This is a genomic window from Ruegeria sp. CDSB117, assembly GCF_059611005.1.
In genome coordinates this window covers 36,999-56,849 of record NZ_JBXWOS010000019.1, presented here as the reverse complement: position 1 = coordinate 56,849, position 19,851 = coordinate 36,999, and the positions used below count along the sequence as shown (strand labels likewise).

Here is a 19,851-nt window from a genome sequence, read left to right as displayed (position 1 = left end):
GTCAAAGGCTTTCTAGAAAACGGACAAGGGCATCGCGGTCGGGTTTTGGCATCTCGACGACAGAGTCACGCGCTACCTGCGCCTCACCGCCGTGCCACAGGATCGCTTCCAGAAGCGACTGCGCGCGCCCGTCATGCAGAAACTGCGTATGTCCTGATACCTGCTGGGTCAGGCCAATCCCCCAAAGCGGTGGCGTCCGCCATTCCCGCCCCGTTGCACGCGCCTCGGGTCGGTTGTCGGCCAGCCCTTCGCCCATGTCATGCAGCAGCAGGTCTGTGTATGGCCAGATCAGCTGAAAACTATGCTCGGGGCGATCTTCCATGCGATGCGTTACGAAAGAGGGCGTGTGGCACGACACACAGCCGGTGTCGTGGAACACTTGCTTGCCGCGCAACACTTCAGGGTCGTCTATATCTCGCCGGGCCGGAACACCCAGATTTCGGCTGTAGAAGGCGACCAGTTCCATGCCGACCTGATCAATTTCGAAGGTCCGGTCGTCGCCATCACCATGCGGTGCGTTCACGCAATCGACCTGCGAAGTGGTGCAGTCACCATGTGGAGCCGGGTAGAGCGGGCTGGAAATGCCGATATCCCCGGCAAAGGCCGCCGCGGATTGCTCCATGATCGTGGGCATGCCTGCTTTGTGTCCAAACCGGCCCACCAACGGCGCGCCATATTCAACTGCCCATACGATGTTAGGCCGGCCGGATATTCCGTCGCCATCCTCATCTTCCGGGTCCGCATTCGCCAGCAGGTCTTCAACAGGGATCGCTTCGAGCAGTCCCAGCCCAATCATCTGCGGGGCTACGCGTGGGCTTATCATGGCGTCGGGGTGCAGCGGGCCATAGCCCAAATCCGCAGCCTCGTAGGTCGGGCGGCGCAAGGTGACGGTTTCCCCATCAGCCAACGTGACGGGAACGTCCTCATAAGTGATATCCAGCCTGTATTCCGCCGGGTGGCCGGGCAGGGCCAGATCCTGCATCTGCCCGCCGTAATTCGGCTCGGGCAGGGTGGCGATGTAGTCTTCGATTTCGGCGTACCCGTCTTCGGGTGTGCCAGGGATGGACACGCGCAGGAACATCGAAATCGCGTTGCCATCTGGCCCGTTGGGCGTATGCCCGCGCCCGTCTTTGACGTGGCAGCGCTGACAGGATCGTGCGTTATATAGCGGCCCCAACCCATCTGAGGCCAACGTGGAAGACGGGGAAGACACCCAGATCTTCTTGAACAGGCCGTTGCCGACTTTGAAGTCCAGCTCCTGCTCGAAACTCAGGTTGCCTGAGGGCTGCGAGAACGCATCTGCGTCGATGCGCGCGCGGACAGTTCCGGCCCCACCTGGCAGCTCTTCAAAGCGCTGAGGCGCGCTGAATTCGACAGGTGCGGCGGTAACCCGCGCAATCCTTGCTTGTTCGTCTTCAGTTCTGGGAAGGTAGTTGAGGTGAAGATCCCGCAGCTCTGCCGACAGGGATTGGGTGGCTGCAAGCGCGGCCACCGGCAAAAGGGCAAGCTTACTCGCCTTCGTCCATTTTCGATGCGTTGAGTTGCGCATAATTGGCTTCGCCAATCCTTTCGTACAGGTCCAGCTGCGTTTCGAGGAAATCGATTTGCCCTTCCTCATCCGCCAGCAATCCTTCAAACAGAGACATAGTGACGTAGTCGCCAGCGCTCTGACAGTATTCGCGCGCTTCCTTGTACAAGGCCCGGGCGTCGACCTCTGCGGCCAGATCACATTCCAACGTCTCTTTTTGGGGTCTGGCCGATGCGCAACGGGTCAAGTTGTTGCAAATTCGGGTGACCGCCCAGGAAAATAATTCGCTCGATCAGCTTGTCCGCGTGCTCCATTTCTTCGATGGATTCTTCGCGGCTTTTCTTGGCCATGTGGCCGAGGCCCCAATCCTCTTGCAGGCGGTAGTGTAGCCAATACTGGCTGACTGCCGTTAGCTCATGCCGCAGTGATTTGTTGAGATATTCTATGACCTTGGGGTCGCCCTTCATCTGCATTCTCCTGTGTTACCTCGCTGCGAAGTGCGCGAAGCTGCATCGGGACCTCCAACTTATCGCTGGAGTGCATCGAGTCTAGGAAAAGCGGCATGCACCCGCCACAATCTGCTGATTTTCCAAGGGCATGGTAGATTTTACCAGGTGTAATGACCGCGTAAGGATCAGACGTGCGCATCCAGTCGATAGCTGCGCGGATATCGTGATCCGAGATGTTTGTGCAGTGGCATACGATCATAGCAATCAGGGCTCTGAGTTGTATTTCTTACTGTATTAGTAAGTTAATTTGGAAACGTCCAGAGGCAACAGATCATAGGTACCTCACAAGATTTGGAGGCGGCGTGAACAGCCGCCTCCGCTGGGCGCGAACCTTGTGTTTTACTGGAAGACCGCGTCTGGGTTGTCCAGGCTGTCCGAACCTTCGAACGCGATCTGGTCAAGTTCCAACGTGGTCACAATGCGCTCGATCGTCTTTGTCTGATCGACCAGTCCGTTTACACCACCCATGATCAGCACTTCGCCGCCTTCGTTGCCGCGTTCCAGCATCTGGTCATAGGCAAATCCGGCTTCCGCGGTTGACTTCAGGCGTCCCAGCGCTTGCATGGTGTTGGTCAGTTTCACCTTCATCTCGGCATCCAGAGATGGGTCGCTGGCGATCACCAGATCAGACAAGGATGCGCCGCTGACCGGACTGCCGTCGATACGGGTGTAGCTGCCGAGATAGACGTTCTGAACACCCAGCCCATCGTAATAATGGCTGTTATGTGTGTTGTCCGAAAAACAATCATGCTCTTCCTCGGGGTCATTCAGCATCAGGCCAAGACGCATGCGTTCACCGGCCTGCTCACCATAAGACAGTGAACCCATGCCAGTCAGAATGGCGCTGACACCTGCGGTTTCGTCGGCAGTCAGGGCTGCGCGTGCTTCGCCACCTTCGGCCCATTGCGCCGCCATCCATTCCAGATCGCTGACCAGCAGGTCAGTCGCAGCGCTCAGGTATTGTGCACGGCGGTCGCAATTTTTGTTTGTGCAGTCGTCACCCTGAACGTAATCGGTGTACGGACGGTCGCCTGCGCCCGGGCCATGGCCATTCAGATCCTGGCCCCACAGCAGGAACTCGATCGCGTGGTAGCCTGTGGCAACATTCGCTTCGATTCCGTCGGCTTCGTGCAGAGTCTCGCCCAGCAGTTCCGGGGTGATTTCGCTGGCGTCGATGGTTTTGCCAGACAGCTCGAACGTCGGGTTGGCGATGACGTTCAGCGCGGCGAATTCGTTCTCGTCAGTTGGACCACCATAGGCTGCGTCCACATAGTCGATTAGCCCTTCGTCCAGCGGCCATGCGTTTACCTTGCCTTCCCAGTCGTCGACGATCGCGTTGCCAAAACGGTAAACCTCGGTCTGCTGGTACGGAACACGTGCAGCAATCCATGCAGCGCGTGCTGCGTTTAGTGTGGCGTCTGACGGATCAGCGATCAGCGCGTTTACTGCGGCCTGCAGCGACTTTGCCGCGATCAGGCTGTCGTCATATTTGGCTTCGGCGATGTTCGCATAGGTGGTCAGAACGTCGATCTTCGCGGGGGTTTCGGCAAATGCTGCTGTCGCGATCCCAAGGGTCAATACGCTGGTGGCGGCAAAAAATTTGGTCATGGAGGTGACACTTTCCTGTCAGAAAAAACTCACTAGCGCCGCTTCAGCGACGCGCATGCACCAATAACTGAGTGAATTAGTAAGGTAAGTCAACCTGAGTCTTATTGTCGGAAATATATGTCGCACCCTTTCCCCATAATTGGCGGGGTAGGTGAGCCGAAGCCGCGATTGCACGGGGTTTTAATCACATTAGAATGGACTGTGTGATTCCTTGTTGGGTGGTGCTTTGTTTATGAAATGTGCAGCCATTGCTTTGATGCTGACACCGGCGATTGTTCTATCGCAGGTGCAAGGCCCTGCCCATAAACATGGTACGGGATATGTGAATATCGCCTTTTCTGATCAGGCATTTTCTTTATCCCTCAATGTGCCTTCTGCAGACATTATCGGTTTTGAAGGCCCGGCCGAAACCGATGACGATCGCGCGCAGGTGGCGGTTGCGGTCTCAGACCTGTCCAAACCTTTGGGCTTGTTTGTGCTGCCGGAAGAGGCCGGATGCGTTACCGCATCAGCCAATGTCACCCTTACGGGTGAGGGATTGGGGCAGGACAATACCAACGAGTCTGCTGATCAAGATCAACATAGCGACTTTCTGGCCGACTACCTGATTCAGTGTCAGGATATTACAGCGCTGGCTAATATCCGGTTTGCGTATTTCGAACGGTTCGAAAATACCCAGAAGTTGATCTTGCAGGTGACCCGATCCGGTCAAACCAGAACGTATGAGATAACTCGGGACCAACCGGATCTGGCAATGTGAAATGCCAAAACGCGGGCCATGGGGTCGGCCCGCGCCCATATACGATGCGAAGGGCACAATCACACGGGCGCGACGAAAGCGCCATGGACAGCACCCATCGTGCTGTCAGTGTACGAAACGCAGTTCCGAAAAACTCTGCCGCCACTCTGCAACCTCGGCGGCGATATCCGCGCCCGCCAATCCAGAAGTGATCAATGCCGCCAACCGATCAGCGTCCTGAGACGTCATCCCCCATCTGACCAGTTCAGGCGTCCCGAACCGAAGGCCGTTCATGTCCCCTTTCACTTCGGGTGCAGGCAGTCCAATTCCGCAAGCAAGAAACCCAGCGCGGCGCAGCGTTTTGGACGCCGCTTGCCCGCCACCATAAGAGTCTGCCAACACAGCAAACTGGTGCGAGTTGGTAAATCCTTCCCGACCCGCAAAGACGGGAACGCCGTGGGCATCCAATCGTTCTGCGAGCGCTTGCGCCATCGAGATCATTTCGGCCGCGTATTGTTTGCCGAAGTCGCGCCAGTCCAGCATTGTTACTGCCAATGCTGCAGACTTGGCCGCGTCGAAGTTTGCCGTCATTCCCGGAAAGGCAATCGCGTCGAGCTTTTGCGCAATCTCCGCGTCATTGGAGACGATCAAACCACCGGCGGGGCCGCCCAGGCTTTTGTAAGTGCTCATCGTCATGAAATGCGCGCCCTCGGCCAAAGGATTGCACCACGCTTTGCCTGCGATGATCCCGCATTGATGGGCGGCGTCGAACATGACCTTGGCCCCGATCTCGTCAGCGATCTGCCGGACCTCTTTTACGGGATGTTCGAACAGATTGAGGCTGCCCCCGATAGTGATCAGCTTGGGCCGTTCTTTCAGCGCCAACGCGCGTAGCTGATCCAGATCGACCGTATAGCCGTCACCATCCGTTGGCGCCTCAATCGTGCGCAGACCAAACAACCCAGCACACCCCCCAAGGTGATGAGTCACGTGCCCACCAATCGAGGCTGGCGGTGCAATGATTGTATCGCCCGGCTTGCAGGTCGCCATAAACCCATAGAGGTTGGCAATCGCGCCTGACGGCACCCTGATTTCGGCGAATTTGGCTTCAAAGATCTCGGCGCAAAGCTCGGCGGCAATCACTTCAATCTCTTCAATAGCTTCCAGCCCCATCTCGTACTTGTCGCCGGGATAGCCCAGCGATGGTCGGGACCCGATGCCGGACGACAACAGGGCCTCGGCCCTTGGATTCATCACATTTGTTGCCGGGTTAAGGTTGAAACACTCTTGCTCGTGGATCTCGCGGTTCCGCGTCGCAAGATCGCCGATCCGTTTGATCAGCTCATCAGACGCGGCCTGAGACGCCTTGGCGGCGATTTGCTGAACACGGGTTTCGCACTGATCCGGGACCCAGTTTCGGTGTGTGATTGTCATGTCTGTGACCTCCTGCTTGTCACCAAATTGAACAAACGGGGCGACATCGCAAATCAGAATTGCTATTTCTTGGCGTAGAAAAACTGAGTCTAAGACAATGGCTGTTCTACCAAGACGCCCGAAAGGGCCACCGCTCAATGCACTTCGCGCTTTTGAAGCTGCAGCAAGGCTGGGCAGTTTCGTTGCTGCTGCCGAAGAGCTGAGCGTCACTCCCGGTGCGATTTCGCAACATATAAAGACAATTGAAGCGTGGGCGGACGTGCCGCTGTTCCGGCGAAACGCGCAAGGGGTTGAGCTGACCGCGCCTGGGCGCCACTTGGCCAGTGATTTCACTCTGGCCTTCGATCAGCTTGCCGCCGCAACGCAGAACCTGCGGAACCTGAGCCCGAGCGTTGAGATCCACATCGCCGCCCTGCCTTCGGTCGCGCAACTTTGGCTGCCGGCGCGTTTGGGGCGTATCCGAAACACTTGGCCGGACATGAAGTTCTCGGTAACGGCCATGGAAACACCGCCTCGCCTATCACGTGATCTGTTTGATCTTTCGGTCTTCATTGCCGATCCTGATGGGGCGGCTGATCAAATTGTAGTCGCGAAGGATGTCATTTTCCCGGTTTGCGCGCCAGAACTGGTCGAGCGTTTCGACTTTGAAACCACCCCGCTGCTGCACGATCAGACATGGCAGGACGATTGGCGGCGGTGGTCCGAGGAGACGGGGACAATTATCAGCGATCCTACCAAGGGGCCGAAATATTCGCTTTACGGTCTTGCAGTCGAAGAGGCCAAGTCCGGGGCCGGTGCCTTGATGGCGCATGGATGCTTGATCGAGCCTGCGCTGAAGGCCGGGCATTTGGTGCGTGTATCGGCGCAGGCCTGCGAAACAGGCCGGTCGCTGATGATAACCCTTCCGCATTCATCGAGGCGACGCGCGGAACTTGATGAAATAGTTGAGCTGTTGCGGGAAGATTAGTGGCAAGGGGACCAATGATCATTGTCCGCGAAGAGTAACAGAATTTTGCGAGGACTGGTTCGGAGGCCCGATTTGGATGAGAACCTCACACAATAGACCTTATAAAATATAAACCCCTAGACCTTCGAGGGGTAAACGGAACGGTCAGATTTACCTGCGGCATATTGGTTTGTGCACGGTGGCAAGCCCACCGTGCTCGATGTTCCAATGATCAACAACCCGACAGCAACGACCGGACACTGGAACATCTGGGACACTTACTCGCCGGACAACGAGGTATCTCACGTCGCGACCAAATGGCACTGAGCGCGGCAAGTCGCGCTAGTATTCTGCCGTCAAGAGACCTGTATGCGATAGGCAGAACTGTTGCATTGCGGCGGGCCAAAGGCACTCGTTCTCGAATTCTACGTACGCTCAATTCGCGTCATTTACTGTGTACTTTGCAGCATGCTAAAACCCATTTGGAAGATCAGCCGAAAGTTGTTCGTTGCATTTGGACCTTACGGCAGAAAATAGACATTCGCCGCATTTGCAACGAAGTCATCAGAAAGTGGTGCCAAAAACTTCGGTTTATGCGTTTTTTCATTCTTCAAAACGATAAAAGCGTTTTGCGGTGATATGAAACACGTCGTCATGGTCCGATTTTGAGATGATCTGTTGGTGACAGGAAACAAGATCTTTGAAAGTTGATGTTAGGCTGTCAACTGGGAAATTCGATCCGAACATGCAGCGATCGCTGCCAAATTGAGACAAGCAATTTGAAACGATAGGCGCGACACTTTCTGCGCTCCAGTTGTGATCGAACATTCCAAGGCCGGAGAGTTTGCAATAGACCTGCGGAAGGCTTGACAATGCGGTCAATTCGTCAGCCCACTTTCGCAAACCTGGCGGAGTCCGGTCATACGGTGAACCTGCGTGGCACAACGCCGTCTGGGTTTCCGGAGCTTGCGCAAGGACATCTGCAGCTTGACCCATAAGTTCAGGCAGTAGTTGAAGGTCAAAGGAAAGACCGCGGCGGCTCAGTTGCTTCAGTCCAGCCAAAAACTCTGGGTTTTTTAGAAGTGAGTTCGTGCCGGTCGAGGCATCTTCGCCCGGAGCACGGCCAATAATCTGACGAACGCCACGTACAGAAGGCAGGGTTTGAAGCCGGTCGAGTTGTTTGTCCAGATCATCAGCGGTCAGATCGCAGAACGCCACTTGCACCAACGGCCAGTCTGGGAACCGGTCGGCCACTGTTTGCACCCATTGCGCCTCGGCCCAGGGGTCAGCCGCGCCTACCTGAATATGGACCGAGGCGCCGAAACCCTCGGCTTTGGCATCTGCGCGAAATTCCGGCAGCAAATAGTTTCGTTGGATGGGGGAGGGGTCGCCAAAGAAACGAGCGACGCCCTTTTCCATGAGCCAGGGGTAGTTCACGGCAGACAGGTCCCACAGGTGGTGATGCGCATCTATCCTCATGGCGTTTCGAACTCTGTGGTTCGGGCCAGAATGTCGACGCCTTGCCCATTCCAGAAGTGCAGCAAGTCGATGAAGACCCAGTTTTCCGCCAGTTTGTCACCCGCGCGGCGATAAACATCGATCACCCTGAATTCGCCGGGTTTTCCGGTGGCGGGCATACCCATGAACCCGCCGGACGGAGTGGCCGTGAAATTGGGCCAGCCAAAGAACCCGCCATAATGCCCCTCGGCCATGCGGCAGACATGATTGGTTTTAGATCGGTCCGAGAAGGCGGCCCGGAACGGTCCAGAGTGTTGTTTTGCATAACGTTCTATCGTGTAGGTCGCGCCGATCCCTTCGGGTCCCCACCAGATCATGTCTTGATGCCAGGTTTGGGCCAATTCATCCTCTAGCGACAACCCACTGTCCCATTGCCCGAGATCCGAGATCATCGCATTGATGATCGCCAGGGTCTTTTGGCCTTCTTCAGCAGGTTGTGCTTTCAGCAGCAGGCCGTGATGGGGTCTTGGTCCGGGTTGCACCAAATGCGCCGCGGTTTGCGGAGGGAACGGATTCTGCCCGGCTTGCACCATCAGGTGCGGTATGTCGAAATACATCGCTGTTTCGACAATCCTGTCACCGGCGACCTTGTAGAACGCGCAATAGCGCAGGAATGCCAGCTTGCCAGTTGGGCGAATCCCCAACCACGGTCGGTCGAACAGCCCCATCAAATGCCCCATGGACACGACCCAGACGTCAGCCTCGTCCCGCAGCGAGTTTTGCCCTGCAAACAGGATGTCTACTCGGTTCTGCTGGCTGGCCAGGCTGCTCTTTAGTGGTTGCCAGAACTGCCGGGCAACCTGTTCGGCGCCATTTATTTCGTTGAATGGATGAAAGCCGCGCCACTTCAGTTCCGGGGCGCAGTATTGGCTCATTACCTTCGGGATTTCTTGTTCTGTCGCGGAATCCAGCGCGGTGTGAAACGCAGAGACGAGTTTTTTTTCTGTCTGAAAGGTCACGGTATTTGCCATTGTGATCAAAGTTTTACGAGAGGCACGAAGCCGGGTTGAGTCGGGTATTTGTGTCAGTTTTGCATACGTATGCAAAAAAGTCTTGCCTGAATTGACGTATGCGAATTACAGTTTTGCAAACGTATGCAAAATGATTCCTTGCAGGGGGCACCATGGCGGAAATTCAATTGCGGAACGTCGGCAAGCGATGGGGCTCATTCGTTGGGGTTCACAATTTCGACCTGACCATTGCTGATCGCGAGTTTCTGGTCCTGCTCGGCCCCTCGGGCTGCGGCAAGACCACCACGATGCGGATGATCGCCGGGCTTGAGGACGTGACCGAGGGCGAAATCCTGGTCGATGGCAATGTGATCAACGATCTGGAGCCGAAGGACCGCGACGTTGCGATGGTATTCCAGAGCTATGCGCTCTACCCGAACATGAACGTCTATGAAAACATCCGCTTTCCGCTGAAGGTGCGCGGCATCGACCCGTCGACTCACGACGAGAAGGTACGTCGCGCCAGCGCGATGGTAGAGTTGGACGATTTTCTGCATCGCAAACCCGCCGAGCTCTCAGGTGGTCAGCGACAGCGAGTGGCGCTCGCCCGTGCCATTGTGCGCGAACCAAACGTGTTCCTGATGGACGAGCCGCTGTCGAATCTTGACGCCAAACTGCGGGTCTCGACCCGGGCGCAGATTAAGAACCTCAGTCACGAGCTGGCGGTGACGACGATCTATGTGACCCATGACCAGATCGAAGCGATGACGCTGGCCGACCGCGTTGTGGTGATGAAACAGGGCGTGGTGCAGCAGGTTGGCAGCCCCACGGAAATCTATGACATGCCGGCAAACACGTTTGTGGCCAGCTTCATTGGTTCACCCGCGATGAATTTAATGGATGGCGAGGTTTCAGGTGGAATGTTCCGTGCCGAACACGTCGAAATCCCAGTGGATGCCCCAGACGGTCCTATGACGCTGGGCTTCCGCGCCGAGGATGCCAGCCTTGCCGAAGGGCAGGGCCAGATCACAGCGCCGATCTACACGCTGGAATTGCTGGGCGACGCGACCATGATCTCGGTCCGGGTCGGCGGTGCTCTGGTTTCGGTCAAAGCCGATAAAGCCTACCGCGCCGAGATTGGCGAGACAGTCTCGTTCTCGGTGCCAAAAGAAATCTGTCACCTCTTTGAAGCTGAAAGCGGTGCGCGGATTGGGGACCACCCCCACAAACAGCCCAAACGGGCTTAACACCGGTCCGGACGTCGACGACGGACCGATCCTGACAGGGAGAAACGCATGAAACTCAAGACGATCCTTATGGCAGGTGCCATGTCCATCGCCGCCACCGGCGCATGGGCGGAATGCGCCTTCGAAAACGACGTGCCACTGAAGTCGCTGTCCGCCGGGTTTGAAGCCTGGAAAGCGGTCACCGATGCAATGGCGGAATGCGGCAACTTCAGCGCTTCGCTGGACCAGGAGTTCCGTGAAAAGCAACCCGAAGCCTTTGCGGCTGATCCCGCACTTTATCAGATCGGCGGTGTATCGAACGCAACACTGGTCCCCTTGCTGAACGCCGGTACGATCCGCCCTCTGGACGATCTGGTTGAAAAATATGGCCAGGATTTGCTGCCCAACCAGTTGATCAAGGTGGACGGACAAACCATGGCCATCGCGATGATGGTGAATGCGCAGCACCTGATGTATCGCGACGATGTTCTGGCTGAACTGGGCATCGAAGAGCCCAAGACTTATGGCGATGTTCTTTCCGCGGCTGCCAAGATCAAAGAAGCCGGCGTGATGGATTATCCCATTGGTGGGACGTTCAAGACCGGTTGGAACCTTGGTCAGGAATTCGTCAATATGTATTTGGGCGAGGGCGGTTCGTTCTTTGGTGACGGCAACATGCCTGCAATCAACAACGAGCAAGGCGTAGCGGCGCTGGAAACCCTGAAAGCCATGACCGAGTATATGGACCCAGAATATCTAGTTTCCGACTCGACCTATGTGCAACAGCAGTTCCAGCAGGGCAAGATTGCCATGGCGAACCTGTGGGCCAGCCGCGCCGCTGCGATGAACGATGAGGCCGAAAGCCAGGTCGTTGGCAAGGTGACCATGGCCGCGGCTCCAATGGGATCGGCGGTTCCGGCGACCACAATCTGGTGGGACGGTATTGTTCTGGCTTCGAACATGAGCGACGAAGAAGCGGATGCTGCCTTCCGCGTCGCACTTGAGGGCATGGACACCGATACGGTCAGTGCGAACAACGATGTCGCAGTATGGCTGAGCACGGCCTATTCGGCAGGCCCTTTGGCTGCAGGTGCTGCAGCGTCCGCTGAAGGCGGCGCCAAGGCTTACCCGGCTTCCGGTCCTATGGGCATCATGCACACCTCGTTGGGTAACGGACTGGCCGACTACCTGACCGGTGCCAAAGACGCGCAGACGACTCTGGCCGATATCGAGGCAGACTATGTCACTGCCGCGAAAGAAGCGGGTCTGATCAGCAACTGATCCTCCCTTGGGAGGGCTACGGCCCTCCCATCCCTTTCCCCCGAGAACCATTAGAAAGGCAGAGCCATGAACTTCCGGACATTTGCTGCTTTTGTCGGTCCCTCTGTCTTTATGATGCTTCTCTTCATCGCGTTCCCGCTGGTCAGCGTGTTCAAGCAGAGTTTCTATGTCACTCAGCCGATCTATGAGACGGTTGAAAAAGAAACCTGTACCCCCGGTTTCCTGACCCAGACCTGTGTGACTGAAAATGTGTCGCAGCCAAAGCTGGATGAGCATGGTGAGATAATCACGCAAACCCAGTACGTGGGGTTGCAAAGCTATCGCAATGTTCTGGAACCTGACCGTGCATGGCGCGCCATAAGTGATGGCAGCTGGCATGTGCTGTCGACGATCAATTTCTGGAAGGCCCTGCGGTTCACTCTGACGTTTACTTTGATCACTCTGCCGTTGGTGGTCGGTTGCGGGCTTGGGATTGCCATTCTGATAAACAATGCCGCGCGTTCTATCCGTGGCCCGGTGATATTCGTCTCTCTGCTGCCTTTTATCATCACTCCGGTGATCGGAGTTCTGTCAATCAATTGGCTGTTTCGCGGCGACGGTATCCTGACTGCGATGATGGAATGGTGGCTGAACCGTGACATAGCCCTGTTTGCCCAGGCTTGGACGATTGAAGTCCTGATGATGATCTACCGCGTCTGGCACGTGGCGCCCTTTGCGGCCATCATCTTTTACGCCGGTCTCCAAACGGTTAATCAAGACAGTTTGGAAAGCGCGGTTATTGACGGGGCGACCCGCTGGCAGCGACTGAAATACATCGTCATTCCGCATCTGATGCCGCTTATCATATTTGTATCAATGATCCACCTGATGGACAGCTACCGTGTGTTCGAAGAAATCGTAGGCTTCTCAAGCCAGGGCTATGTGATCTCGCTACAGTGGCTGACCTTTGACTACCTGACGCCGGATCAGGCGGGTAACCGGTCGATCAGCCGTGCCTCGGCCAACTCGATGCTGACCATGATTGGCGTTGTCATCCTGCTTATCCTTCCGCTGCGCCGTACATGGCGCGATCATAAAGGAGGTCACTGATATGTCCTCGCGTGCGCTTCGCCAGCCTTTTGGCCTGCGGCTGACTTCAAACATCTTCCTTGCGCTGTGGTGCCTGATCGCGGCCTTCCCGATCTTCTGGATCGTGGTGATGAGCTTTAAGTCGCCAGTGGATGCCTTCGACAGCAACGCGTTGAACGTGATCTTCGGTCCTGCCACTCTGGGCGTTGGTAAGGGTCTGTCGCTGCTGGACATCATTCTGGGCATCGCGGTGATTTGGGCGACGATTGTGATCGCCACAAAAACACTCCCGTCGATGGTGAAGTCTTACACGAAACCCGAGCAAGAATGGTTTGGCTGGGTGATTGGTGTCCTTGTTGTTCTTGTTGGCTTTCTGCTTGCGTTCTTTGTCGTCCTGCCCGCCGTTCTAAACGTGCTGAACCCCTGGTTCGGACCCTTGGGTCGGGACGTGCTTGGCCTGACCACCGAACACTACAAGACCGTCTGGATTGACCGGGGCTTTTCAAACAACTTCAAGAACTCACTGATCGTGACAACAGGGGTGGTGACCGTGTCGCTGACCGTTGGCACGTTGGCGGGATATGGTCTGGCACGGTCTGGATCGACTTTGGCTTTCTGGATCCTGATTGTCGCCTTGGTGTTCCGGGCCCTGCCTCATTCGGTGCTGGTGGCTGGCTATCTGCCGGTGTTCATCAACTCGGCTGAATGGCTGGCCCCGATCCTGGGTGAAAATGCACCAACACTATACGGCAAGCCATTTGCGGTGATCGCTGTTCTGGTTGCGATCAATCAGCCATTCACGATCTGGATGCTGCGTTCGTTCTTTCAGAATATCCCGGCAGAGCTGGACGAGGCCGCGCGCGTTGATGGTTGCAGCCATTTTCAGGCCTTCCGTCGTGTGATCATGCCGGTGATGTGGCCGGGGGTGATCACCACGGGTCTGTTCAGCTTCTTGCTGGCGTATAACGACTTTCTTGTCACCGCGTTGCTGCTGGATGCGCAGAACCAGACCATGGTTCCCGCCATCGTCGGCATGTTCAACCGCGAGACGACAACAACCGATCAGGTGGTCGCGGTTGCCGCCGCCGTGTCGATCACTGCGCCGCTGATCTTTCTTGTTCTGATCTTCCAGCGCCAGATCGTCAGCGGTCTGACAGCCGGAGCGGTCAAGGGCTGATGAGCAATCATGCCCGCCATAACGCCATGTCGCGCCACCCAGCGCTGAACAGGATGCCGAGGGACTTTCTGAGTATTGGGGGTACAGCCTCCAAACTCTCCCTCTGACAACCTGAAAGGATAAAGACATGAAAGGTTCCCGTCCCGAACAAGCGGTTCTGACCCGCGACACGGACATGAGCAAAACCGAAGAAACGCGCCGCGTGATCGAAACCATGGTGGATGGTCTGAACGATCACCGCATTGATGATATCGGAGAGTTCTTCACCCAAGGCTTCCGCTGGATGGGCAATCAAGGCTGCGGCATCAAAACCGGGCTGAAAGAGTTTCAGGAAAACTGGCAGCGCCCGTTTCAAGCGGCGTTTTCGGACAAAACCTGCATCGATGAGGCCCGTCTTTACATGGGCGAATGGGCAGCAGCCTTCGGCCGTCAGGAAGCAACCCATACGGGTGAGTTTCTGGGCATCGCCCCTACCGGCAAGCGGGTCGAGATCCGCTACATGGATTTTTGGAAAGTCGTTGACGGCAAGATCGTCGACAACTGGGTGAATGTCGATTTCGCACATGTCGCGGCGCAACTGGGCGTCGACCTGTTCAACGGCGAAGGCTGGGAAGCATTTGACCGGGGTGAGAAATGTCCACCCCGGCCCGAAAACTGAGGATTGAAAACATGGCAATCGAGTATCTTAAACGCGGCAAATCCGATGCGGACCGGGCTGAAGATGATGCCAAGACCCGCGCCGTGGTTGAGGCGACGCTGAAAGACATTGAAACCCGCGGTGATGCTGCGGTGCGTGAGTTGAGTGAGAAGTTCGACAACTACTCGCCAGCCTCGTTCCGCCTGAGCCAGAAGGAAATCGATGACTTAATCGGTCAACTGACCGATAGGGAACTGGCCGACATAAAATTCGCACAGGAACAGGTGCGCAACTTTGCGCAGGCTCAGCGGGATTCAATGCTGGACATTGAGGTCGAAACCCTGCCGGGCGTGATCCTTGGCCACAAGAATATTCCTGTGCAATCGGTCGGATGCTACGTCCCCGGTGGCAAGTTTCCAATGGTGGCTTCGGCCCACATGTCCGTGGCCACGGCTTCGGTCGCGGGTGTCCCTCGTATCATCGCCTGTACGCCTCCGTTCAAAGGCAAGCCGAACCCAGCAGTGATTGCGGCGATGCATTTGGGTGGCGCTCATGAGATCTACGTTATGGGTGGCATACAGGCCATTGGTGCGATGGCTTTGGGCACCGAGACGATTGATCCGGTCCACATGCTGGTTGGCCCCGGCAACGCCTTTGTTGCCGAAGCCAAGCGCCAGTTGTTCGGGCGCGTCGGCATTGATCTGTTTGCGGGGCCCACCGAAACCATGGTGATCGCGGACGAGACCGCAGCAGATGCCGAACTGTGCGCAACCGACCTGCTGGGGCAGGCCGAACACGGATACAACAGCCCCTGCGTGTTGCTGACAAACTCTGAAAAGCTTGCCAATGAGACGCTGTCCGAGGTGGACCGCCTGTTGGGCATCCTGCCGACCGCCGACACTGCGAAAGTGTCCTGGGATGAATACGGCGAGGTGATCGTCTGCGACACGTATGACGAGATGCTGCAGGTCGCCGATGATATCGCCTCGGAACATGTGCAGGTGATGACGGATCGTGACGACTGGTTCCTTGAGAATATGACCTGCTATGGCGCGTTGTTCCTTGGTCCGCGCACCAACGTGTCAAACGGGGACAAAGTGATTGGTACGAACCACACGCTGCCAACGAAGAAGGCCGGGCGTTACACCGGTGGGCTTTGGGTTGGGAAGTATCTGAAAACGCACAGTTATCAGAAAGTTCTGACCAACGAAGCGGCGACACTAATCGGCGAATACGGCTCGCGTCTGTGCATGTTGGAAGGTTTTGTGGGCCACGCAGAACAGTGCAACGTCCGTGTGCGTCGCTATGGCGGTATCAATGTCCCCTATGGCGAGCCGGCGCCTTATCGGGATGCTGCTGAATGAGTGACAGGCATACACAGCATAAGGCCTTGATCGCTCCGCTCAGGGCCGCGATGTATGATTTTTCCGAGGCCGGTGTTCGCGCAGCACTGGCCGAGGTAACGGCTTCGGACGCCGTTTTCCACCTATGCCATCCCTTCGGCGACAGCATTGGCAGCGACGCTTTCTATGACCGCGCCTATAAAGATCTGTTGACGGCCTGGCCCGATATGGAACGGCGGGATTACATCGTAATGGGTGGACCGGATGAACATGGTTCTGACTGGATTGGATGCGGCGGCTACTACACCGGTACGTTCACCGGCCCGTGGCTGGACATCCCGCCGACAGGCCATCAAGTCACCATGCGGTTTCATGAGTTTTACCGTTTCGAAAACGGCAAAGTTGCTGAAATGCAAGCCCTTTGGGATATCCCCGAGGTGATGATGCAGGCAAGTGCCTGGCCCATGACCCCCAGTCTTGGCCGCGAATGGCACGTGCCCGGGCCGGCCACGCAGGACGGGTTGGTGCCTGGGCCCCATGATGAGGCCAAAGGTAAAGAGACCTGTCAGCACATCATCGATATGTTGGAGCATCTTAAAAAACACCCCAAGCAGGGTGGCCCCGAGGTTATGGAGATGGATCGGTTCTGGCATCCCCGAATGAATTGGTATGGCCCCTCAGGCATCGGCACCGGACGAGGCTATGCAGGATTCCGCAACTGGCACCAGATTCCGTTCCTGAACGGGATGCCGGATCGCGGGAAATACGTCGAGGACATCACCTACCATTTCTTCGGCGATGGCGAATACGCGGCCGTAACCGGCTGGCCCAATATGATCCAGACTGTCACCCATGATGGATGGTTGGGCATCGCGCCCTCGGGCAAGAAGGTCACCATGCGCAGCCTCGATTTCTGGCGGCTGGAAAACGGGCGCATTCGTGAAAACTGGGTGCTGGTCGATCTTCTGGATGCGTATCGCCAGCTAGGCGTTGACGTCTTTGCCCGTCTGCGGGAATTCAACAAAGCGCGAAACATGGGGCGCATTGATATACCGGATGGAATGAGCTGATGACTGAACTGCCGCGCACCCCTTCGTTTTCCCTCACAGGAAAGACCGCCCTGGTGACAGGGGCCTCTTCGGGCATTGGGCAGGGCTGTGCCGTGGCGCTGGCCGAGGCGGGCGCGCATGTCGTCTGTGCGGCCAGAGGCGAAGATCGGTTGAATGCAACTGTCGCTGCTCTGCAGGCAGAGGGGTGGTCGGCCGAGGCGCTGGTTCTGGATCAGGGCGATTTGGATGCGTTAAAGCAGGTTTTCGAAACGCGCAGCTTTGATGTCGTGGTGAATTCGGCCGGGGTTGCACGGCACAGTGCTGCTATTGAGACAACGCCTGTGGATTTCGATGTTGTCACCGGCGTCAATCTGCGTTCGGCCTACTTCCTATCGGCCTATGCCGCTCGTGCTTTGATCGAGGCTGACAGGCCAGGTTCGATCATCCACATCTCAAGCCAAATGGGGCATGTTGGAGGGGTCGAACGGGCGCTTTATTGTGCAACCAAGCATGGGCTCGAAGGTATGGTCAAATCCATGTCCATCGAATGGGGCAAGCAGGGCATCCGAATTAACACGGTCTGCCCGACGTTCATTCGAACGCCTCTGACCCAATCCACCTTTGACAACCCAGAACGCGCCGCGTGGATCATGGAAAAGATCAAACTGGGTCGCGTGGGCGAGGTCGAAGATATCATGGGTGCGGTACGCTACCTCGCCTCGGATGCCTCAGCGCTGGTTACAGGCACCTCGATGTTGATTGACGGAGGTTGGACAGCAGATTGATGGCTGAGAAAGTAACATCACTCCAGGTCGCGCAACTGGCCGGTGTCAGCCAATCCGCCGTCAGTCGCGTCTTCACGCCGGGCGCTTCGGTCAGCAAGAAGACGGAAGAAAAGGTGCGCAAAGCCGCGACTGAGCTTGGGTATCGCCCCAATGTATTGGCGCGCGCGATGGTGTCGGGCAAAAGCCGCATCATCGGTTTGGTCGTCGCCTATTTGGACAACTATTTCTACCCCGAAGCGCTCGAGAAGCTGTCGAACGAGTTGCAGGAGCAGGGCTATCACGTCCTGATTTTCATGGCCTCCAGAACCGCCGGAAACATTGACGACGTTATGGAGGAAATTCTTGATTATCAGGTTGATGGCGTGATTCTGGCCTCGGTCGCGATGTCGTCCGATATCGCAACACGGTGCCAACAAGCTGGTGTGCCGGTCGTGCTGTTCAACCGTAGTCAGGATATCGACGGGATCACCTCGGTGACCTCTGACAATTATTCCGGCGGCCGCAAGGTCGCTGAATTCTTTATTGCCGCAGGCCACGGTCGCATCGCTTACATTGCCGGTTGGCAGGGTGCCTCAACCCAGCGAGACCGCGAGGCCGGGTTTCGCGCCGCTCTCGGTGATGCAGGTCAGGATCTGTACGCCTATGAAATAGGAGAGTTTCTGACCGAGAATGCGCGATTGGCCGCGCGCCGCATGTTTGATGTTGAACCGCAAAAACGACCCGATGCGGTGTTCGTCGCCAATGACCATATGGCGCTTGCCGTGATGGACGTCATTCGGTTTGAACTTGGAATGCGTATACCAGAAGATGTTTCTGTCGTTGGATACGATGATGTTCCGCAGGCCGGATGGCTTGCCTATAATCTCACCACCATTCGTCAGCGCGCCAACCTGATGGTGGCGGAAACCGTTGATGCCTTGTTGGACCATATTGAAAACCCGGCAGTTGCCGCAGCCCGCAAGGTCGCGATTGATGGGCCGTTGATCGTGCGTACTTCGGCACGGCTGCCCAAAGGCTGGACCCCGCAAAGGATGAAAACATGAAAGGCTTTGATCCCAAGTTCCGGGATTTTCCCGACTATATCATCGGAATTACCAAAGAGATCTGGGAAGACCGGGGCATCGCAACCCTGCACGAATATTACAGCGAAGATATCGTCGTTCGTTCACCCGGTTCGGTGGTTGTGGGAAATCAGAATGTGATCGGCGCCACGATGGCGACCCTGGCCGAGTTTCCGGATCGGCAGTTGATGGGTGAAGATGTGATCTGGTCGGGCACGCCGGAAGAGGGCATGCTCAGCTCTCACCGCATCCTGTCTACTGCCACGCATCTGGCCGAGGGGGTTTACGGCAAGCCTACCGGTACAAAACTATGCTATCGAATTCTGGCCGACTGCCACGCCATCGACAACCAGATCAACGACGAATGGTTGATCCGCGATCAGGGCGCGATTGTGCGGCAGATGGGCTGGGACCCGAAAGAATACGCCGCTGATCTGATTGCGCGCGAGGGCGGTAAAGACAGCTGCGCCAAACCTCTGACGCCCGAGATCGATCAGCCTGGCCCCTACAAGGGCCGTGGCAACGATAATGAGTGGGGGCAGCGATATGCTGATATCCTTACCCGGATCATGAGTGCCGATATGGGCACAATCGCGGCTGAATATGACCGTGCGGTGCAGTCTGAGTATGTGGGCGGCGTCACGGGGCACGGCTGGGATGCCGTCGATCGTTTCTGGATGGGGCTGCGGGCAAGTTTCCCGAATGCTGAATTCAAGGTTGAACACCAGATTGGGCGCGACGACCCGGATATGCCGCCGCGATCAGCAATTCGCTGGAGCCTTTGGGGCAAGCATGACGGTTGGGGCATGTTCGGGGCGCCGACGGGGGCACAGGTTTATGTCCTCGGGATCAGCCATGCCGAGTTTGGCGCACTGATTGCGGGGCAGCCGCAGTTGCGCCGTGAATATACTCTGTTCGATGAAACCTCGGTCTGGAAGCAGATCCTGTTGCAGAGCGGAGAGGTCTGAGTGGCCCGCCCGGTCGCATATCGC

The 19,851-nt window shown here is 56.7% G+C and carries 18 protein-coding genes and 1 pseudogene; 12 read left to right on the top strand and 7 right to left on the bottom strand.

The window, feature by feature from the left end:
- Position 1: 1 nt before the first annotated feature.
- The 4 genes and pseudogenes from AC2FJC_RS18595 to AC2FJC_RS18580 all read right to left on the bottom strand — a co-directional run bounded on the left by AC2FJC_RS18595 (position 2) and on the right by AC2FJC_RS18580 (position 3,645).
- Positions 2–1,549 carry a di-heme oxidoreductase family protein gene (locus AC2FJC_RS18595; protein WP_496740710.1) on the bottom strand — a complete coding sequence of 516 codons (1,548 nt, stop codon included), beginning with the start codon at positions 1,547–1,549 and terminating at the stop codon, positions 2–4.
- Positions 1,509–1,995: pseudogene (bfr, locus tag AC2FJC_RS18590) on the bottom strand (bacterioferritin). Before bfr ends, AC2FJC_RS18595 begins: the two are co-directional and overlap by 41 nt.
- The gene (locus tag AC2FJC_RS18585; protein ID WP_496740708.1) at positions 1,943–2,236 is read right to left on the bottom strand and encodes a (2Fe-2S)-binding protein; all 294 of its coding nucleotides are present in this window, start codon (positions 2,234–2,236) and stop codon (positions 1,943–1,945) included. The pseudogene bfr and the gene AC2FJC_RS18585 overlap by 53 nt, the downstream one beginning before the upstream one ends.
- 140 nt (positions 2,237–2,376) lie before the next feature.
- The gene (locus AC2FJC_RS18580; protein ID WP_496740706.1) at positions 2,377–3,645 is read right to left on the bottom strand and encodes an imelysin family protein; all 1,269 of its coding nucleotides are present in this window, start codon (positions 3,643–3,645) and stop codon (positions 2,377–2,379) included.
- Between the two features lie 232 nt (positions 3,646–3,877).
- Between AC2FJC_RS18580 and AC2FJC_RS18575 the strand changes: the two genes are divergently transcribed.
- Positions 3,878–4,405: a ZrgA family zinc uptake protein gene (locus tag AC2FJC_RS18575; protein WP_496740704.1), complete on the top strand. Its 528-nt coding sequence runs from the start codon at positions 3,878–3,880 to the stop codon at positions 4,403–4,405.
- 105 nt (positions 4,406–4,510) lie between these two features.
- Here AC2FJC_RS18575 and glyA read toward each other — a convergent pair whose 3' ends face one another.
- On the bottom strand, positions 4,511–5,818 hold the full coding sequence (gene glyA / locus AC2FJC_RS18570; protein ID WP_496740702.1) for a serine hydroxymethyltransferase: 1,308 nt from the start codon (positions 5,816–5,818) through the stop codon (positions 4,511–4,513).
- A 97-nt stretch (positions 5,819–5,915) separates the two neighbouring features.
- Here glyA and AC2FJC_RS18565 point away from each other — a divergent pair, with 97 nt between their 5' ends.
- Positions 5,916–6,785 carry a LysR family transcriptional regulator gene (locus AC2FJC_RS18565; protein ID WP_496740700.1) on the top strand — a complete coding sequence of 290 codons (870 nt, stop codon included), beginning with the start codon at positions 5,916–5,918 and terminating at the stop codon, positions 6,783–6,785.
- Between the two features lie 582 nt (positions 6,786–7,367).
- On the opposite strand, the gene AC2FJC_RS18560 is transcribed toward AC2FJC_RS18565, so the two are convergent.
- A complete protein-coding gene (locus tag AC2FJC_RS18560) occupies positions 7,368–8,243 on the bottom strand; it encodes an amidohydrolase family protein (RefSeq protein WP_496740698.1) in 876 nt (291 codons plus the stop codon).
- Positions 8,240–9,253 carry a nuclear transport factor 2 family protein gene (locus AC2FJC_RS18555; RefSeq protein ID WP_496740696.1) on the bottom strand — a complete coding sequence of 338 codons (1,014 nt, stop codon included), beginning with the start codon at positions 9,251–9,253 and terminating at the stop codon, positions 8,240–8,242. The genes AC2FJC_RS18560 and AC2FJC_RS18555 overlap by 4 nt, the downstream gene beginning before the upstream one ends.
- Positions 9,254–9,405: 152 nt before the next feature.
- Here AC2FJC_RS18555 and AC2FJC_RS18550 point away from each other — a divergent pair, with 152 nt between their 5' ends.
- The 10 genes from AC2FJC_RS18550 (at position 9,406) to AC2FJC_RS18505 (ending at position 19,827) form a co-directional block, all read left to right on the top strand.
- A complete protein-coding gene (locus AC2FJC_RS18550; RefSeq protein ID WP_496740694.1) occupies positions 9,406–10,479 on the top strand; it encodes an ABC transporter ATP-binding protein in 1,074 nt (357 codons plus the stop codon).
- A gap of 48 nt (positions 10,480–10,527) precedes the next feature.
- Positions 10,528–11,739, top strand: a complete 1,212-nt coding sequence (locus AC2FJC_RS18545; protein ID WP_108859138.1) for an ABC transporter substrate-binding protein — start codon at positions 10,528–10,530, stop codon at positions 11,737–11,739.
- 66 nt (positions 11,740–11,805) lie between these two features.
- Positions 11,806–12,828 (top strand): carbohydrate ABC transporter permease, encoded by a 1,023-nt coding sequence (locus AC2FJC_RS18540; RefSeq protein WP_496740692.1) that lies wholly within the window; start codon positions 11,806–11,808, stop codon positions 12,826–12,828.
- A 1-nt stretch (position 12,829) separates the two neighbouring features.
- On the top strand, positions 12,830–13,984 hold the full coding sequence (locus tag AC2FJC_RS18535) for a carbohydrate ABC transporter permease (RefSeq protein WP_496740690.1): 1,155 nt from the start codon (positions 12,830–12,832) through the stop codon (positions 13,982–13,984).
- A gap of 127 nt (positions 13,985–14,111) precedes the next feature.
- Positions 14,112–14,642 (top strand): ester cyclase, encoded by a 531-nt coding sequence (locus tag AC2FJC_RS18530; RefSeq protein WP_496740688.1) that lies wholly within the window; start codon positions 14,112–14,114, stop codon positions 14,640–14,642.
- An 11-nt stretch (positions 14,643–14,653) separates the two neighbouring features.
- Complete coding sequence (gene hisD, locus AC2FJC_RS18525; RefSeq protein ID WP_472722919.1) at positions 14,654–15,985, top strand: histidinol dehydrogenase; 1,332 nt, start codon at positions 14,654–14,656, stop codon at positions 15,983–15,985.
- The gene (locus AC2FJC_RS18520) at positions 15,982–17,034 is read left to right on the top strand and encodes an ester cyclase (RefSeq protein WP_496740685.1); all 1,053 of its coding nucleotides are present in this window, start codon (positions 15,982–15,984) and stop codon (positions 17,032–17,034) included. The genes hisD and AC2FJC_RS18520 overlap by 4 nt, the downstream gene beginning before the upstream one ends.
- Positions 17,034–17,798 (top strand): SDR family NAD(P)-dependent oxidoreductase, encoded by a 765-nt coding sequence (locus AC2FJC_RS18515; RefSeq protein WP_496740683.1) that lies wholly within the window; start codon positions 17,034–17,036, stop codon positions 17,796–17,798. The genes AC2FJC_RS18520 and AC2FJC_RS18515 overlap by 1 nt, the downstream gene beginning before the upstream one ends.
- Positions 17,798–18,841: a LacI family DNA-binding transcriptional regulator gene (locus AC2FJC_RS18510; RefSeq protein ID WP_496725441.1), complete on the top strand. Its 1,044-nt coding sequence runs from the start codon at positions 17,798–17,800 to the stop codon at positions 18,839–18,841. Before AC2FJC_RS18515 ends, AC2FJC_RS18510 begins: the two co-directional genes overlap by 1 nt.
- Complete coding sequence (locus AC2FJC_RS18505) at positions 18,838–19,827, top strand: nuclear transport factor 2 family protein (RefSeq protein ID WP_496740681.1); 990 nt, start codon at positions 18,838–18,840, stop codon at positions 19,825–19,827. The genes AC2FJC_RS18510 and AC2FJC_RS18505 overlap by 4 nt, the downstream gene beginning before the upstream one ends.
- The last annotated feature ends 24 nt before the right edge of the window (positions 19,828–19,851 follow it).

Coding starts and splice junctions, on each gene's coding strand:
- AC2FJC_RS18595 (WP_496740710.1), bottom strand. CDS start 1,549: ATGCGCAACTCAACGCATCGAAAATGGACGAAGGCGAGTAAGCTTGCC.
- hisD (WP_472722919.1), top strand. CDS start 14,654: ATGGCAATCGAGTATCTTAAACGCGGCAAATCCGATGCGGACCGGGCT.
- AC2FJC_RS18540 (WP_496740692.1), top strand. CDS start 11,806: ATGAACTTCCGGACATTTGCTGCTTTTGTCGGTCCCTCTGTCTTTATG.
- AC2FJC_RS18505 (WP_496740681.1), top strand. CDS start 18,838: ATGAAAGGCTTTGATCCCAAGTTCCGGGATTTTCCCGACTATATCATC.
- AC2FJC_RS18560 (WP_496740698.1), bottom strand. CDS start 8,243: ATGAGGATAGATGCGCATCACCACCTGTGGGACCTGTCTGCCGTGAAC.
- AC2FJC_RS18580 (WP_496740706.1), bottom strand. CDS start 3,645: ATGACCAAATTTTTTGCCGCCACCAGCGTATTGACCCTTGGGATCGCG.
- AC2FJC_RS18545 (WP_108859138.1), top strand. CDS start 10,528: ATGAAACTCAAGACGATCCTTATGGCAGGTGCCATGTCCATCGCCGCC.
- AC2FJC_RS18565 (WP_496740700.1), top strand. CDS start 5,916: ATGGCTGTTCTACCAAGACGCCCGAAAGGGCCACCGCTCAATGCACTT.
- AC2FJC_RS18555 (WP_496740696.1), bottom strand. CDS start 9,253: ATGGCAAATACCGTGACCTTTCAGACAGAAAAAAAACTCGTCTCTGCG.
- AC2FJC_RS18510 (WP_496725441.1), top strand. CDS start 17,798: ATGGCTGAGAAAGTAACATCACTCCAGGTCGCGCAACTGGCCGGTGTC.
- glyA (WP_496740702.1), bottom strand. CDS start 5,818: ATGACAATCACACACCGAAACTGGGTCCCGGATCAGTGCGAAACCCGT.
- AC2FJC_RS18515 (WP_496740683.1), top strand. CDS start 17,034: ATGACTGAACTGCCGCGCACCCCTTCGTTTTCCCTCACAGGAAAGACC.
- AC2FJC_RS18575 (WP_496740704.1), top strand. CDS start 3,878: ATGAAATGTGCAGCCATTGCTTTGATGCTGACACCGGCGATTGTTCTA.
- AC2FJC_RS18535 (WP_496740690.1), top strand. CDS start 12,830: ATGTCCTCGCGTGCGCTTCGCCAGCCTTTTGGCCTGCGGCTGACTTCA.
- AC2FJC_RS18550 (WP_496740694.1), top strand. CDS start 9,406: ATGGCGGAAATTCAATTGCGGAACGTCGGCAAGCGATGGGGCTCATTC.
- AC2FJC_RS18530 (WP_496740688.1), top strand. CDS start 14,112: ATGAAAGGTTCCCGTCCCGAACAAGCGGTTCTGACCCGCGACACGGAC.
- AC2FJC_RS18585 (WP_496740708.1), bottom strand. CDS start 2,236: ATGATCGTATGCCACTGCACAAACATCTCGGATCACGATATCCGCGCA.
- AC2FJC_RS18520 (WP_496740685.1), top strand. CDS start 15,982: ATGAGTGACAGGCATACACAGCATAAGGCCTTGATCGCTCCGCTCAGG.